Below are 12,907 nucleotides of genomic sequence, written 5' to 3'. Positions count from 1 at the left end.
CGCCCCATTCGAGAGAAGACCGCTTGCCCATGTCTATTTCATCGCCTCGCCGTCCCTTGCTGCGCCTGTTTCTAGTCGGCCTTTGCGCCTGCCTGCTGAGCCCGCTGGCCAGTGCCGATCCGGCCAAACGCCTGCGCATCGGCATCACCCTGCACCCTTATTACAGCTACGTGGCCAACATCGTCGGCGACAAGGCCGACGTCGTGCCGCTGATTCCTGCCGGCTTCAACCCGCATGCCTACGAGCCTCGGGCCGAGGACATCAAGCGCATCAGCGGGCTGGACGTGATCGTGCTGAATGGTGTCGGCCATGACGATTTCGCCGACCGCATGATCGCCGCCAGCGAAACGCCGAACATCAAGACCATCGAAGCCAACGAGAACGTGCCGCTGCTGGCCGCCACCGGGGTCGCCGCGCGCGGTGCCGGCAAAGTGGTCAACCCGCACACGTTCCTGTCGATCAGCGCCTCGATCGCGCAGGTCAACAACATCGCCCGCGAGCTGGGCAAACTCGACCCGGACAACGCCAAGACCTACACGCAGAACGCCCGCGCCTACGGCAAACGCCTGCGGCAGATGCGTGCCGACGCCTTGGCCAAACTGACCCAGGCGCCGAATGCCGAACTGCGCGTGGCCACGGTTCACGCGGCCTACGACTATCTGCTGCGCGAATTCGGCCTGGAAGTGACGGCGGTGGTCGAGCCGGCGCACGGTATCGAGCCAAGCCCAAGCCAGTTGAAAAAGACCATCGATCAACTGCGCGAGCTGGATGTGAAAGTGATCTTCTCGGAGATGGATTTCCCCTCTACCTATGTCGAAACCATCCAGCGTGAGTCGGGCGTGAAGCTCTACCCGCTGTCGCACATTTCCTATGGCGAATACACCGCCGACAAATATGAAAAGGAAATGACCGGCAACCTCAATACCGTGGTGCGGGCGATTCAGGAGTCGGGCGCATGACCTCAAAAGAAACGATCTCGGACGAACTCCAATCTCCTGTGGGAGCGGGCTTGCTCGCGAATGCGTCGGTTCAGGCAACATCTTCGTTGGATGACATACCGCTATCGCGAGCAGGCTCACTCCTACAAGTTTGCGGGCCGACTTTGGATTTTTCGGAGGTTTGTCTGACCCTGGGCCGCACGACGATTCTCGACAAAGTCACTTTCCAGGTGCGGCCCGGCAGCGTGCATGCGCTGGTCGGCCCGAACGGCGGCGGCAAGAGTTCGCTGATCAAGACGTTGCTCGGGCAGATGCCGCATCAGGGCCAGCTCAGCCTGCAATGGCCCGGCGTCCCCGGCACCATCGGTTATGTGCCGCAGGCGCTGGAGTTCGATCGTGGTTTACCGATGACCGTCGACGATTTCATGGCCGCGATGTGCCAGCGCCGTCCGGCGTTTCTCGGCTTGAGCAAACACTACGCCGGCGCCATCGGCGAAGCGCTGGAGCGCGTCGGCATGCAGGACAAGCGCAAACGCCGCATGGGCGCGCTGTCGGGCGGTGAACGGCAGCGGGTTCTCCTCGCGCAAGGGCTGATTCCGGCGCCGCAACTGCTGGTGCTCGACGAACCGATGTCGGCCCTCGACGAAGCCGGGATTCAAGTCTTTGAACGACTGCTGAATGACTGGCGCGCAGCGGGCATTACCGTGCTGTGGATCGAACACGATCTGGAAGCCGTCGGGCGTCTGGCCAATCACGTCACCGGTCTCAACCGTCGCGTGCTGTTCGATGCCACGCCGCAACAGGCGCTGACCCCGGAACGCCTGCTGACCTTGTTCTCGACCCATCCGCGGAGCGCTGTCTGATGAGTTACGAAGCTTTTCGCCTGATGGTCCAGGGCTGGGCCTCCTCTGGTTATCTGCCGGAAGCGCTGGCCTATGGATTTGTGGTCAACGCGTTGCTCGCCGGCCTGCTGATCGGCCCGGTGCTCGGTGGTCTCGGTACGCTGGTGGTGGTCAAGCGCTTCGCGTTTTTCTCCGAAGCGGTCGGGCACGCGGCGCTGACCGGCGTGGCCATCGGCATTCTGCTCGGCGAACCCTACACCGGCCCATATGGCAGCCTGTTCGGTTATTGCCTGCTGTTCGGCATCCTGCTCAATTACCTGCGCAACCGCACTGGTCTGGCGCCGGACACCTTGATCGGCGTGTTCCTGTCGGTGTCGCTGGCATTGGGTGCAAGCCTGCTGCTGATTCTCGCGGGCAAGATCAACGTGCACATTCTCGAAAACGTACTGTTTGGCTCGGTGCTGACGGTCAACGGCAATGATCTGGCGGTGCTGGCGATCGTCGGTTCGCTAGTCATGGCGTTGGCGCTGCCGCTGTACAACCGCATCATGCTCGCCAGTTTCAACCCGCAACTGGCGGCGGTGCGCGGAGTGGCGGTGAAGACCCTGGATTATCTGTTCGTGATTCTGGTGACGCTGATCACCGTCGCGGCGGTGAAGGTGATTGGTGCAATTCTGGTCGGCGCACTGCTGGTGATTCCGGCCGCTGCTGCACGTTTGCTCAGTCAATCGCTCAAGGGCTTTTTCTGGTGTTCGGTGCTGATCGCCACCGTCAGCACGTTGTGCGGAATTCTCGCGCCCATCGTGTTCGACCTGCCGATCCCGTCCGGCGCCGCGATCATTCTGGTCGCCGGCATCGCCTTCGCCCTCGCCGCCATCGCGCGCGGGGTTGTCCCGAGTCTGAAAGGGAATCTTGGATAAATGACTTTTTCACTGCGTAAGCTGACCTTGGCCATGGCCCTGTGCGGCGCGATGGGTACACCGTTACTGGCCGCCGAAAACACCAAGCCACTGCGGGTGCTGGCGTCGTTGCCGATCACCTACGGCCTGGGCGAAGTGCTGCTCAAGGGCACCGACGTCAACCTCGAACGTGCGGCGCCGGCGAATCTGCCCGGCAGTCGCCAGACCGCCTACTTCACCGGTCGCGGCGCGCCGGCGCTGAGCAAACTGGCGACCGGAGCCGACGCGGTGATCGGCGTGCGCTCGCTGTGGGCTGATGATCCGCTGTACCCGATCGCCCGCCGCAGCAACATCCGTATCGTCGAGGTCGATGCCGCACGTCCGGTCGACGGTGCCCTGCCCGGCATTGCCGTGCAACCCGAGCTGAAAGGCGATGGACTGAACAGTCAGCCATGGCAGGCGAGCAACAACATGGGGCGCATGGCGGACGTGATGGCGGCAGATCTGGTGCGGCTGGCACCGAGCGCCAAACCAAAGATCGAGGCCAATCTGGCGGCGTTGAAGCAGCGTCTACTGAAACTCAGCGCCGACAGCGAGGCGCGTCTGGCCAGTGCCGACAATCTGAGTGTGATGAGCCTGAGCGATCACTACGGCTATCTGATCGGCAGCCTCAATCTCGAGCTGATCGGCGAGGATCCCCGCCCCGATGTCGAGTGGACGCCAGAAGACCTGAAAAAACTGACGGCAACGCTCAAGGACAATGATGTCGCCGTTGTGCTGCATCATCGTCAGCCTTCGGAAGCGGTGAAAGCGGCGATTGCCGAGTCGGGTAGTCATCTGGTGGTGCTGAGCACCGATTCGGCGGATCCGGTGGCGGAGCTGGAGGGGAATGTTGATTTGCTACTGAAGGGTTTGAGCGGGGCGTAGTTTCATCCGGAACCGCGTTATCGTTCATCGCGAGCAGGCTCACTCCTACAGTTGGAATGCATTCCCTTGTAGGAGTGAGCCTGCTCGCGATGAGGCCCTGATCATCAACACAAATCCAGGGCATGAAAAAACCCGCTGAACCGTTATCGGTCCAGCGGGTTTGTTTTGTCCGGCAGCTTATTGTGCGGCGGCCTGGCCTTCCATCTTCTGACGCAGGCTCAATGGACGCATGTCAGTCCAGGTCTCTTCGATGTAGGCCAGGCATTCCTTTTTCAGACCGCTCTTGCCCACGGTACGCCAGCCTTCCGGCACGGCTTTGTAGTCGGGCCAGATCGAGTATTGCTCTTCGTGGTTGACCACGACCTGAAAGAGGATGTCCTCGCGGTCGAATACTGACGTCATGCTGGTTCTCCATCGTTGTAAGGGTGGGCCGCACAACGGGTGCGGCCGGGTATGTAGAAAGAACGTTCGGCGCGGCGAAAAATTTACAGCGCGGCAGTCGCGGCAATCAGGGCGCGACCGAAAATCTCGGCAACACGGTCGATCTCGGCGGCGGTGATCACCAGCGGCGGCAGGAAACGCACCACCGCGCCGTGTCGACCGCCCAGCTCCAGAATCAGCCCACGCTTGAGGCATTCGCGCTGCACCAGCGGCGCCAGACGGGCAAACGCTGGCGGATGACCCAGCGCATCCAGCGCACCGGCCGGATCGACCAGCTCGACACCGAGCATCAGGCCACGCCCCCGAATGTCGCCGAGTTGCGGGAAGTCACGCTGCAGAATACGCAGATGTTCGCTGAGGCGTTCACCCATGGCGGCAGCGTGTTCGCAGACCTTGTGTTCGACCAGGTAACGCATCACCGCCGAACCGGCAGCCATCGCCATCTGATTGCCACGGAAAGTGCCGGCGTGTGCACCCGGCTGCCAGGTGTCGAGCCAGTCGCGATAAACCACCACCGCCAGCGGCAGGCTGCCGCCAATGGCTTTGGACAGCACCACCACATCCGGGATGATCCCGGCGTGTTCAAAGGCAAACATTTTGCCGGTGCGGGCGAAACCGCTCTGGATCTCATCGACGATCAGCGCGACCCCCGCCTTCTCGGTGATCCGGCGCAAACCGCGCAGCCACTCGATATCGGCGGGAATCACGCCGCCCTCGCCCTGCACTGCTTCAACGATCACCGCCGCTGGCAATTGCACACCGGCTTCAGGATCGTTGAGCAGGTTTTCCAGGTAGCTCAAGTTGGCCTTGACGCCGGCGGCGCCACCGAGGCCGAACGGGCAGCGATAGTCATACGGGAACGGCATGAACTGCACACCGTTGCTGAGCAAGGCACCCAACGGCTTTTTCGGCCCCAGGCTGCCCATCAGGCTTAACGCGCCCTGGCTCATGCCGTGGTAACCGCCGGAAAACGACAGCACGGTGCTGCGGCCGGTGGCGGTGCGCACCAGTTTCAGCGCAGCTTCCACAGCGTCGGTACCGGTCGGGCCGCAGAACTGGATTTTGGCTTGCGCCGCCAGCTCACGAGGCAACAAGCCGAACAGATCCTGGACGAACTGATCCTTGACCGGCGTGGTCAGGTCCAGCGTGTGCAGCGGCAGCTCGTCGGCAAGCACCTGCTGGATCGCTTCGATCACCACCGGGTGGTTATGCCCCAATGCCAGCGTGCCGGCACCGGCCAGGCAGTCGATGAAGGTGCGCCCTTCGACGTCCTCGACATACAGACCCTTGGCCCGCTTGAGTGCCAGCGGAATACGCCGCGGATAACTGCGAGCGTTGGATTCCTGCTGGCTCTGCCGAGCCAGCAGCGGCGATTCATTGAACTGGTACAACGTTTCCGCTGGCGCCGAGCTGACCCGGGCCGACGACTCTTCGATAAGGCTGGTGGCGACTGACATCTCTCGACCCCTCAATTCGCTATGGATTGTGACCAAAACAGCACACCAGACAGGTGCGCGTTCCGGTCGCGGGGCGCACTTGCAGGTTTTCCTGTTCTGGAAACGCTTAAGCGCGGCGAGGATTTAGACCCTTGATCGAGATGTCAGGCAGGAACCGCCAGCGACTTGTGCATGGGCGTGGCTTTTACCCCGTGATGGAGCGACGCCGGTGCCGACTCGCGATAACCCAAGTGCCGATAAAACGCTTCGCCGGTGCGTGTACTTTTCAGGGCCACGCCCGGCCTGCCCCGGATTCGCAGCCAGCCTTCGAGATCCGCCATCAACGCCCGACCGGCGCCGCGGCGAAACCATTCCGGCTGCACATGGCAGAAGGTCACGTCGCCACTGGACGCTGCCATGCCGACGCCGACCGGTTTGTCCGATAGCAACGCGATGTTGAGGTAGAAGTGCGGATCGACCAGCCACGCAGTGATGCGCTCTGCCGATTGCTGGCGTACCCAGGTGTTGACGAGTCGCGGGTCGTTACGATGATCGAGCGCGCAACCGACGCGAATCGAGCGTTCGATGATACGGCTGATGATGCCGGAGTCGGCAGGTGTGGCGGCGTAAATGTAGATGGGGGCATCCATGGCGCTGTTCTCTCAATCCGTTGAGTCAAGGCTGCGCAGACCATAACGTCAGGGCCGGCGGATAGCCAACGCCCAGAAGTTACATTTGATGTGCCGATGCACCAATCCCCGTAGGAGCTGCCGCAGGCTGCGATCTTTTGATCTTGTTTTAAAAAGACGAGATCAAGAGATCGCAGCCTTCACCAATCCCTGTAGGAGCTGCCGCAGGCTGCGATCTTTTGATCTTGTTTTTAAAAAGACAAGACCAAGAGATCGCAGCCTTCACCAATCCCTGTAGGAGCTGCCGCAGGCTGCGATCTTTTGATCTTGTTTTTAAAAAGACGAGATCAAGAGATCGCAGCCTGCGGCAGCTCCTACATAGGGGGTGAGATCAGACGGGTTGCAGTGGCATGCTCAGTTCGACACGCAAGCCATCCGGGCGGCTGTCGAAATGCAGGGCGCATTCGCAGCGCTGGACGATCGCCTGGACTATCGCCAGACCCAGGCCACAACCGGTGCTCTGGCCGTTGCGCCAGAAGCGTTGGGTCAGATGTTGCAGATCATCCGGCGCAATGCCCGGACCATGATCGCGCACGACATAACGGACGCGGTTGCCAAGGGTCTCCAGACTCAACTCCACCGCGCAATCCTCGGGCGTATGGCGCAGGGCGTTATCGAGCAGATTGCGCAGCGCGGCAATCGACAACACGGCCGGCATTTGCAACGCTGCTGTGGAGAGGTCGTCCGGCAGCTGCAACTTGATCCGCAGACGTTCGCCACCGGTGGCGTCCTGAATCGCCAGCCGTGCGACTTGCTCGGCGCTGCATTGCACGCCATCGTCAAACGACAGACTGCCTTCGACACGCGCCAGCAACAGCAGTTGCTCAAGGGTGCGATGCATGCGATCGGCACCCTCCTCGGCCCGCGCCAGCGATTGATCACGCGCACTGCCTTCGGTCATGCGCGCCACTTGCAGGTGGGTCTTGATCGCGGTCAGCGGGCTGCGCAGTTCATGCGCCGCATCACCGGTCAGCCGACGCTCTCGTTCGATGGTCTTGGCGATGCGCTGGAACAGCTGGTTCTGGGTGTCGAGCAATGGCTTCAGCTCGCTGGGAAACGCCTGCAATTGCAGCGGTTCCAGCGAGTCGGCATTACGCCGCATCAGCGCTTCCCGCAGGCGATTGAGCGGCGCCAGCCCCTGGCCGATGCCCAGCCACAACAGGCACAGGCAACCGAGCAATGCGACACCCACCGGCACCGACGCAGCCAGCAGAATCGACATGTTCAGGGCTTCGCGTTCGATTTGCCGATCGGCCGTGGTAATCCGTACATCACCGCGAGCAAGGGTGAAACTGCGCCACGGCGCGCCGTCGATCATCTGGTCGTGGAAGCCCATTTTCTCGGCTTCCAGCGCTTGCTCGGGATTGTTGTGGCTGCGCGCGAGAATTTCCCCGCGCAACGAGCTGACCTGACAAGCCATGCCACCGGGAATGTTCAACTGCTCGGCGCTGAAATGGGTGCCCTCGCCTTTGCTCGGCAATGTCGGCAACTGCTCCAGCAGGCCGGCGACCATGCGCGCGGAAGCGACCAGGCGCTGGTCGAGGGAAAACATCATCTGATTGCGCAGATCGCTGAGCATCCAGGCTGCCGCCAGCGCCCAGATCAACGCGAACGCGGCGCCGAGCGTCAGGCTCAGGCGCAGTCGCAGGCTCATCACTTGCCTTGATCTCCACCATCGGCCGGGCCCAGGCGATAGCCGAGGCCGCGCACGGTTTCAACGATGCCTTTACCGAGTTTGCTGCGCAGGTGATGGATATGCACGTTGAGCGCATTGCTTTCCAGCTCATCGTTGAAGCCATAGACGCTGTCTTTCAACTGCTCGGTGGACAGCACGCGACCGCGGTTATGCAACAACGCCTGCAACAACGACTGTTCGCGGCGCGACAAGTCCACGGCTTGACCACCCAGACGGGTTTCACGGCTGCTCGGGTCGTAGGTCAGCGCACCGTGTTCGATGAGGTTGACGCTGCGGCCCGCCACGCGACGCAGCAGGGTTTGCAACCGCGCGAACAACTCACGCAGGTCGAACGGTTTGAGCAGGTAATCGTCAGCACCGGCCTGCAAGCCATCGACGCGGTCGGTGACCGAATCCCGCGCAGTGAGGATCAGCACGGGAATTTCCAGGCCGCCCTGACGCAATTGCTGCAGCAACTTGAGGCCATCTTCGTCGGGCAAGCCGAGATCGAGCACCATCACGTCAAATTCAGCGACCTTGAGCATCGCCCGCGCCTTCGACGCCGTGTTGACGTGCTCGACGGTCAGACCCTGCGCCGTGAGACCGGCAACGATGCCGCTGGCGATCAACTCATCGTCTTCGCAAACCAGTACGTGCATGGTGAGTCCCGTAGAAAAAAGCGGATTAGGCAGTTCGCCGATTAAGCTGACATTATGCCCCGAACGTCACAGCGACAAGGGCATTGCGGTTAATCATCGGTTAATCGCCAACGGCCATTGTGCACCTCACTTGCACAGGGACAAGGCTTCCTCCATGCGTCATTTTTTTCTTTTGTTTGCCCTCTTGCTCTCGGGCCTGGCCCAGGCAGGAAACAATCCATTCGAGACAAAACCTGAGTTTCTTCCGGTCGACAAGGCGTTCGTCCTCACGTCCGAACGCCTGGAGTCCGGTGAAACCCAGCTGTTCTGGCAAATCACCGATGGCTATTACCTATATCAGAAACGCCTGAAATTCGATGGCCTGACGGCGCAGCAACAACCAGCGTTGCCCGAAGGCGAATCGCACAGTGATGAATACTTCGGTGAGCAACCGGTTTATCGCCAAGGCCTCGAGGTGAAGATCCCGGCCTCGGCCAGCGGGCAGATCAAGGTCAGCTATCAAGGCTGCGCGGATGCCGGCCTGTGTTATCCGCCGCAAACCCGGGTCATCGACCTGGGCGGTAAAGCGCCGTCGACGACCGCCACCGAAGCACCGGATCAAGCCCTTGCCAGCGGCCTGCAACAGCATGCATTGGGCTGGAGCCTGCTGGTGTTTTTCGGCTTGGGTCTGCTGTTGGCATTTACCCCTTGCACGTTGCCGATGCTGCCGATTCTGGCCGGTATGGTGGTGGGCAGCGGCGCCACGCCTCGACGCGGTTTTGCCTTGGCCAGCAGTTATGTGATCTGCATGGCGCTGGTGTACGCGGCGATGGGCGTGATTGCTGCGCTGCTCGGCGCGAACTTGCAGGCGTGGTTGCAGAACCCTTGGTTGCTCGGCACCTTTGCCGCGATTTTTGTTGTGCTGGCGCTGCCGATGTTTGGCTTCTTCGAGCTGCAATTGCCGGTGGCCCTGCGCGATCGGCTGGAACACGCTTCGCGCAGCCGCAGCGGTGGCAGCCTGATCGGCGCCGGCGTCCTCGGTGCCTTGTCGGGATTGTTGGTCGGCCCGTGCATGACCGCACCGCTGGCCGGCGCCTTGCTGTATATCGCGCAGAGTGGCAACGCCCTGCACGGCGGGTTGATCCTGTTTGCGCTGGGCATCGGCATCGGTGTGCCGCTGTTGCTGCTGGTGACGGTCGGCAATCGCTTCCTGCCCAAACCCGGCGCGTGGATGAACCTGCTCAAAGGCATATTCGGTTTCCTCTTTCTCGCCACCGCGCTGTTGATGCTGCGTCCGGTACTGGATCCGTCGTTGTGGCTGGGCCTGTGCGGTGCGCTGCTGCTGATCGCGGCGTTCTGTGCCTGGAAGCAATCGGAAGGATTTGGCCGGGTGGCGCAACTGTTTGGCGCGACTTCGTTGTTGCTGGGTGTGTGGGGCAGTGTGCTGGTGATCGGCGCGGCGGGCGGCAGCGATGATCCGTATCAGCCATTGCAGGTCTATAGCGCTGGCCGAACTGTCAGCGCTGCACCCAACGGTCACGAGGCATTCACCACGATCAAGGAACCGGCGGCGCTGCAACGCGAACTGGATGCCGCCAAGGCTCAGGGCCAGTGGGTGCTGCTCGATTACTACGCCGACTGGTGCGTGTCATGCAAAGTCATGGAGAAACAGGTGTTCGGCCAGGACAAGGTCATGCAGGGCTTGAGTGATGTGCGCCTGCTGCGCCTCGATGTCACCGCCGACAATGCAGCCAGCCGCGAACTGCTCGGCCGCTACAAAGTGCCGGGGCCACCGAGTTTCGTGTGGATCGGCACTGATGGCGAAGAACGCCGCAGCCAGCGCATCACCGGCGAAGTCGATGCCGATACGTTCCTGCAACGCTGGACCGCCACCCGAGACGCCAATTAATGCTGACCTTCACCCTCGGCACCTTTGCCATCGCGCTCAACCACCTGCTGCTGATCAGTGCATTGGCACTGGCAACCTTTGTCGGCTGGCGGGTGGCCAAGCGCGGCGGCGATAACCCCGAGTCGGCACTGTTCAGCCTGTTTCTGCTGGGCATGCTGGCGGCGCGCATCGCCTTTGTCGGCGTGTACTGGAGCCACTATCGCAACGATCCGTGGCAGATCATCGACCTGCGCGATGGTGGTTTTCTCGCCTGGCCGGGGGTCATTGTGCTGCTGCTGGCGGCGCTGTATCGCGGCTGGCGCCGGCCCGGTTTGCGTCGACCGCTGGGCTTTGGCGTAGCCAGCGGCGTGGCGTTCTGGTTGCTCGCAACCCTGTCACTGAATATCTATGAACAAGGCACGCGCCTGCCGGAAATCTCCCTGCGTAATGCGGCCGGGGAAACCATCCAGCTCAGCGACTATCAGGGCGGCCCGCTGGTGATCAACTTGTGGGCCACGTGGTGCCCACCGTGCCGACGCGAGATGCCAGTACTGGAAAACGCCCAACAGCAACGACCAGATCTGACCTTTCTGTTCGTCAATCAGGCCGAAAGCATGCAAAGCGTGGCGACGTTTCTCGAAACCCAAGGCCTGAGCCTCAATAACGTGTTGTTCGACCGCAGTGGCCGACTCGGCCAGGCCGTGGGTTCCATGGCATTGCCGACTACGCTGTTCTATAGCCCTGACGGTCGGCTGCTGAGCAGTCACCTCGGTGAGCTATCGAACGCCAGCCTGGCCCGCGCCCTGGAAAACTTCGACACCCCGACTCCGAATTCGACCCCGGCCACTGCACCGGCCACCTCTGCAAGGAAACTGCCATGCCCCGCCTCCGCCACCTGCTGACGCTAACCCTGGGCACTGCCCTGCTGCACTTGCCGTCGGTGCAGGCTGCTGAAGAATTGCCGGCGGCGATCAAGCAGATCGAAGCCAAAGGCGCGAAAATCGTTGGCCAGTTCGATGCTCCCGATGGTTTGCGCGGCTACGCGGCGCAATATCAGAACCGTGGCATGGCGCTGTACCTGACCCCGGATGGCAAACACGTCCTGCTGGGTAATCTGTATGACGCCGACGGCAAGGACCTGAGCAGCGAACCGTTGCAAAAACTGGTCTACGCGCCGATGGCCAAGGAAGTCTGGGCCAAGTTCGAAGCGAGCAACTGGATTCAGGACGGCAACAAGGATGCACCGCGCACGGTGTACCTGTTCAGTGATCCGAACTGCCCTTACTGCAACATGTTCTGGGAACAGGCGCGACCTTGGGTCAAGTCCGGCAAGGTGCAGTTGCGGCACATCATGGTTGGCATCATTCGCGAAGACAGCCCGGGCAAATCGGCGGCGCTGCTGGCGGCGAAAGACCCGGCCAAGGCGCTGGAAGATCATGAGAAGGCTGGCAAGGCCAGTTCACTCAAGGCGCTCAAAGATATTCCGGCAGCCGTGCAGAGCAAGCTGGCGGCGAACATGCAGTTGATGGAAGACCTCGATTTGCAGGCGACGCCGGCGATTTTCTACATGGATGCCAAGGGTGAGTTGCAACAACAGCAAGGTGCTCCTTCGCCGGAGAAACTGGCGCAGATTCTCGGGCCTAAGTAAGCAAGATCAAAAGATCGCAGCCTGCGGCAGCTCCTACATGGGCTGCCGTAGGCTGCAATCTTTTTCAATGGCGCTCAGCCAGGAAGGCGAACAACACCTCGGTGACAAACTCGGGGTTCTCCAGATTGGAGATATGCCCCGCCTGCGGCACCAGCACCCACGGGCAACCGATCAGCTCGGCCATTTCCTGCGCTTCCGAGGGTGGTCGCGGTTTGTCCTGATCGCCGCACAGCACCAGCGTGGTCGCGGCATTCAACTCGCTCAGGCGTGGCAACAGATCATCGCGACCAAAGGTGATGCGCCCCATTGGCACGATGCTTTCGCGCAAGCGGTCAGACGAATACGCCGCCAGTTTTGCACGGAAATCCTGATACAGCGCCGACTGCGGATCGATGCCCGGGCGGAAGAAGATTGGCACGACGATGTCGAGCAGTTGCGCGGAGATTTCGCCGCTGTCTTCGATTTGCTTGAACAGCGAGAAGTAATACTGACGGGTCGGCTCCGGCTCGACGCCGACGTAGGTGTCCATCAGCACCAGGCCGTTGATCCGCTGCGGAGCCGCCAGCGCCAGACGCACGCCCCACATGCCGCCGACCGACAAGCCAACGAGCGTGACCTGATCGATGTCCAGATGATCGAGCACGGCCTGCGCCTGGCGGGCGATGTCGTCCAGCGAGGTGGTGTTTTCGGGTAACCGCCCCGACTCGCCGTGACCCCACAGGTCCAGCGCAATCACCCGATAGTGCGGCGACAACGCGGCAATCTGCGGCGCCCACATGGCCTGATCCCACAGATAGCTGCCGGCCAGCAGGACTGCCGGGCCGGTGCCTTGATCAATGTAATGCAGTGCTTGTCCGTCAACCGTGAAGAAGGGCATCGATTCACC

General features: G+C 61.6%; 13 protein-coding genes. 7 read left to right on the top strand and 6 right to left on the bottom strand.

The window, feature by feature from the left end; translation table 11 throughout:
- Positions 1-29 precede the first annotated feature (29 nt).
- Genes ACIPZE_RS17035 through ACIPZE_RS17020 form a run of 4 tightly spaced genes read left to right on the top strand, consistent with a single transcriptional unit; the run spans position 30 to position 3,606 of the window.
- Positions 30-959, top strand: a complete 930-nt coding sequence (locus ACIPZE_RS17035; RefSeq protein WP_283438861.1) for a metal ABC transporter substrate-binding protein — start codon at positions 30-32, stop codon at positions 957-959.
- Complete coding sequence (locus ACIPZE_RS17030; RefSeq protein WP_400774028.1) at positions 956-1,801, top strand: metal ABC transporter ATP-binding protein; 846 nt, start codon at positions 956-958, stop codon at positions 1,799-1,801. Before ACIPZE_RS17035 ends, ACIPZE_RS17030 begins: the two co-directional genes overlap by 4 nt.
- Entirely contained in the window at positions 1,801-2,700 is a 900-nt protein-coding gene (locus ACIPZE_RS17025; RefSeq protein WP_007917717.1) for a metal ABC transporter permease, read from the top strand. Before ACIPZE_RS17030 ends, ACIPZE_RS17025 begins: the two co-directional genes overlap by 1 nt.
- On the top strand, positions 2,701-3,606 hold the full coding sequence (locus tag ACIPZE_RS17020) for a metal ABC transporter solute-binding protein, Zn/Mn family (RefSeq protein ID WP_283438863.1): 906 nt from the start codon (positions 2,701-2,703) through the stop codon (positions 3,604-3,606).
- A gap of 177 nt (positions 3,607-3,783) precedes the next feature.
- Here the strand turns inward: ACIPZE_RS17020 and ACIPZE_RS17015 are convergent, their stop codons facing one another.
- The 5 genes from ACIPZE_RS17015 to ACIPZE_RS16995 all read right to left on the bottom strand — a co-directional run bounded on the left by ACIPZE_RS17015 (position 3,784) and on the right by ACIPZE_RS16995 (position 8,506).
- Positions 3,784-4,008: an MbtH family protein gene (locus ACIPZE_RS17015; protein WP_064391340.1), complete on the bottom strand. Its 225-nt coding sequence runs from the start codon at positions 4,006-4,008 to the stop codon at positions 3,784-3,786.
- Between the two features lie 83 nt (positions 4,009-4,091).
- The gene (locus tag ACIPZE_RS17010; RefSeq protein ID WP_283438864.1) at positions 4,092-5,504 is read right to left on the bottom strand and encodes an aspartate aminotransferase family protein; all 1,413 of its coding nucleotides are present in this window, start codon (positions 5,502-5,504) and stop codon (positions 4,092-4,094) included.
- 143 nt (positions 5,505-5,647) lie between these two features.
- Positions 5,648-6,133, bottom strand: coding sequence for a GNAT family N-acetyltransferase (locus ACIPZE_RS17005; RefSeq protein WP_400774024.1), 486 nt, complete (start codon positions 6,131-6,133; stop codon positions 5,648-5,650).
- Positions 6,134-6,503: 370 nt separating this feature from the next.
- Positions 6,504-7,826, bottom strand: coding sequence for an ATP-binding protein (locus tag ACIPZE_RS17000; RefSeq protein ID WP_400774023.1), 1,323 nt, complete (start codon positions 7,824-7,826; stop codon positions 6,504-6,506).
- Positions 7,826-8,506, bottom strand: a complete 681-nt coding sequence (locus ACIPZE_RS16995) for a response regulator (protein WP_129394857.1) — start codon at positions 8,504-8,506, stop codon at positions 7,826-7,828. The genes ACIPZE_RS17000 and ACIPZE_RS16995 overlap by 1 nt, the downstream gene beginning before the upstream one ends.
- 154 nt (positions 8,507-8,660) lie before the next feature.
- On the opposite strand from ACIPZE_RS16995, the gene dsbD reads away from it, so the two are divergent.
- From dsbD to dsbG, 3 genes are read left to right on the top strand one after another with little or no spacing between them, the layout of a single operon-like run.
- Positions 8,661-10,394 (top strand): protein-disulfide reductase DsbD, encoded by a 1,734-nt coding sequence (gene dsbD / locus ACIPZE_RS16990; RefSeq protein ID WP_283438867.1) that lies wholly within the window; start codon positions 8,661-8,663, stop codon positions 10,392-10,394.
- Positions 10,394-11,275 carry a TlpA disulfide reductase family protein gene (locus ACIPZE_RS16985; RefSeq protein ID WP_283438868.1) on the top strand — a complete coding sequence of 294 codons (882 nt, stop codon included), beginning with the start codon at positions 10,394-10,396 and terminating at the stop codon, positions 11,273-11,275. Before dsbD ends, ACIPZE_RS16985 begins: the two co-directional genes overlap by 1 nt.
- On the top strand, positions 11,251-12,021 hold the full coding sequence (dsbG, locus tag ACIPZE_RS16980) for a thiol:disulfide interchange protein DsbG (RefSeq protein ID WP_283438869.1): 771 nt from the start codon (positions 11,251-11,253) through the stop codon (positions 12,019-12,021). The genes ACIPZE_RS16985 and dsbG overlap by 25 nt, the downstream gene beginning before the upstream one ends.
- A 64-nt stretch (positions 12,022-12,085) precedes the next feature.
- Here the strand turns inward: dsbG and ACIPZE_RS16975 are convergent, their stop codons facing one another.
- A complete protein-coding gene (locus tag ACIPZE_RS16975; protein WP_400774020.1) occupies positions 12,086-12,898 on the bottom strand; it encodes an alpha/beta fold hydrolase in 813 nt (270 codons plus the stop codon).
- Between the last annotated feature and the right edge of the window lie 9 nt (positions 12,899-12,907).

The organism is Pseudomonas sp. NPDC089741 (assembly GCF_044748825.1).
In the GTDB taxonomy this organism is placed as follows: domain Bacteria; phylum Pseudomonadota; class Gammaproteobacteria; order Pseudomonadales; family Pseudomonadaceae; genus Aquipseudomonas; species Aquipseudomonas helmanticensis.
The sequence above is the reverse complement of the archived record's forward strand: the minus strand, read 5'-3'. Positions and strand labels throughout refer to the sequence as shown.

What these genes read in the sequence shown, in the direction of transcription:
- ACIPZE_RS17035 (WP_283438861.1), top strand. Translation starts at nt 30, where the DNA reads ATGTCTATTTCATCGCCTCGCCGTCCCTTGCTGCGCCTGTTTCTAGTC.
- ACIPZE_RS17030 (WP_400774028.1), top strand. Translation starts at nt 956, where the DNA reads ATGACCTCAAAAGAAACGATCTCGGACGAACTCCAATCTCCTGTGGGA.
- ACIPZE_RS17025 (WP_007917717.1), top strand. Translation starts at nt 1,801, where the DNA reads ATGAGTTACGAAGCTTTTCGCCTGATGGTCCAGGGCTGGGCCTCCTCT.
- ACIPZE_RS17020 (WP_283438863.1), top strand. Translation starts at nt 2,701, where the DNA reads ATGACTTTTTCACTGCGTAAGCTGACCTTGGCCATGGCCCTGTGCGGC.
- ACIPZE_RS17015 (WP_064391340.1), bottom strand. Translation starts at nt 4,008, where the DNA reads ATGACGTCAGTATTCGACCGCGAGGACATCCTCTTTCAGGTCGTGGTC.
- ACIPZE_RS17010 (WP_283438864.1), bottom strand. Translation starts at nt 5,504, where the DNA reads ATGTCAGTCGCCACCAGCCTTATCGAAGAGTCGTCGGCCCGGGTCAGC.
- ACIPZE_RS17005 (WP_400774024.1), bottom strand. Translation starts at nt 6,133, where the DNA reads ATGGATGCCCCCATCTACATTTACGCCGCCACACCTGCCGACTCCGGC.
- ACIPZE_RS17000 (WP_400774023.1), bottom strand. Translation starts at nt 7,826, where the DNA reads ATGAGCCTGCGACTGCGCCTGAGCCTGACGCTCGGCGCCGCGTTCGCG.
- ACIPZE_RS16995 (WP_129394857.1), bottom strand. Translation starts at nt 8,506, where the DNA reads ATGCACGTACTGGTTTGCGAAGACGATGAGTTGATCGCCAGCGGCATC.
- dsbD (WP_283438867.1), top strand. Translation starts at nt 8,661, where the DNA reads ATGCGTCATTTTTTTCTTTTGTTTGCCCTCTTGCTCTCGGGCCTGGCC.
- ACIPZE_RS16985 (WP_283438868.1), top strand. Translation starts at nt 10,394, where the DNA reads ATGCTGACCTTCACCCTCGGCACCTTTGCCATCGCGCTCAACCACCTG.
- dsbG (WP_283438869.1), top strand. Translation starts at nt 11,251, where the DNA reads ATGCCCCGCCTCCGCCACCTGCTGACGCTAACCCTGGGCACTGCCCTG.
- ACIPZE_RS16975 (WP_400774020.1), bottom strand. Translation starts at nt 12,898, where the DNA reads ATGCCCTTCTTCACGGTTGACGGACAAGCACTGCATTACATTGATCAA.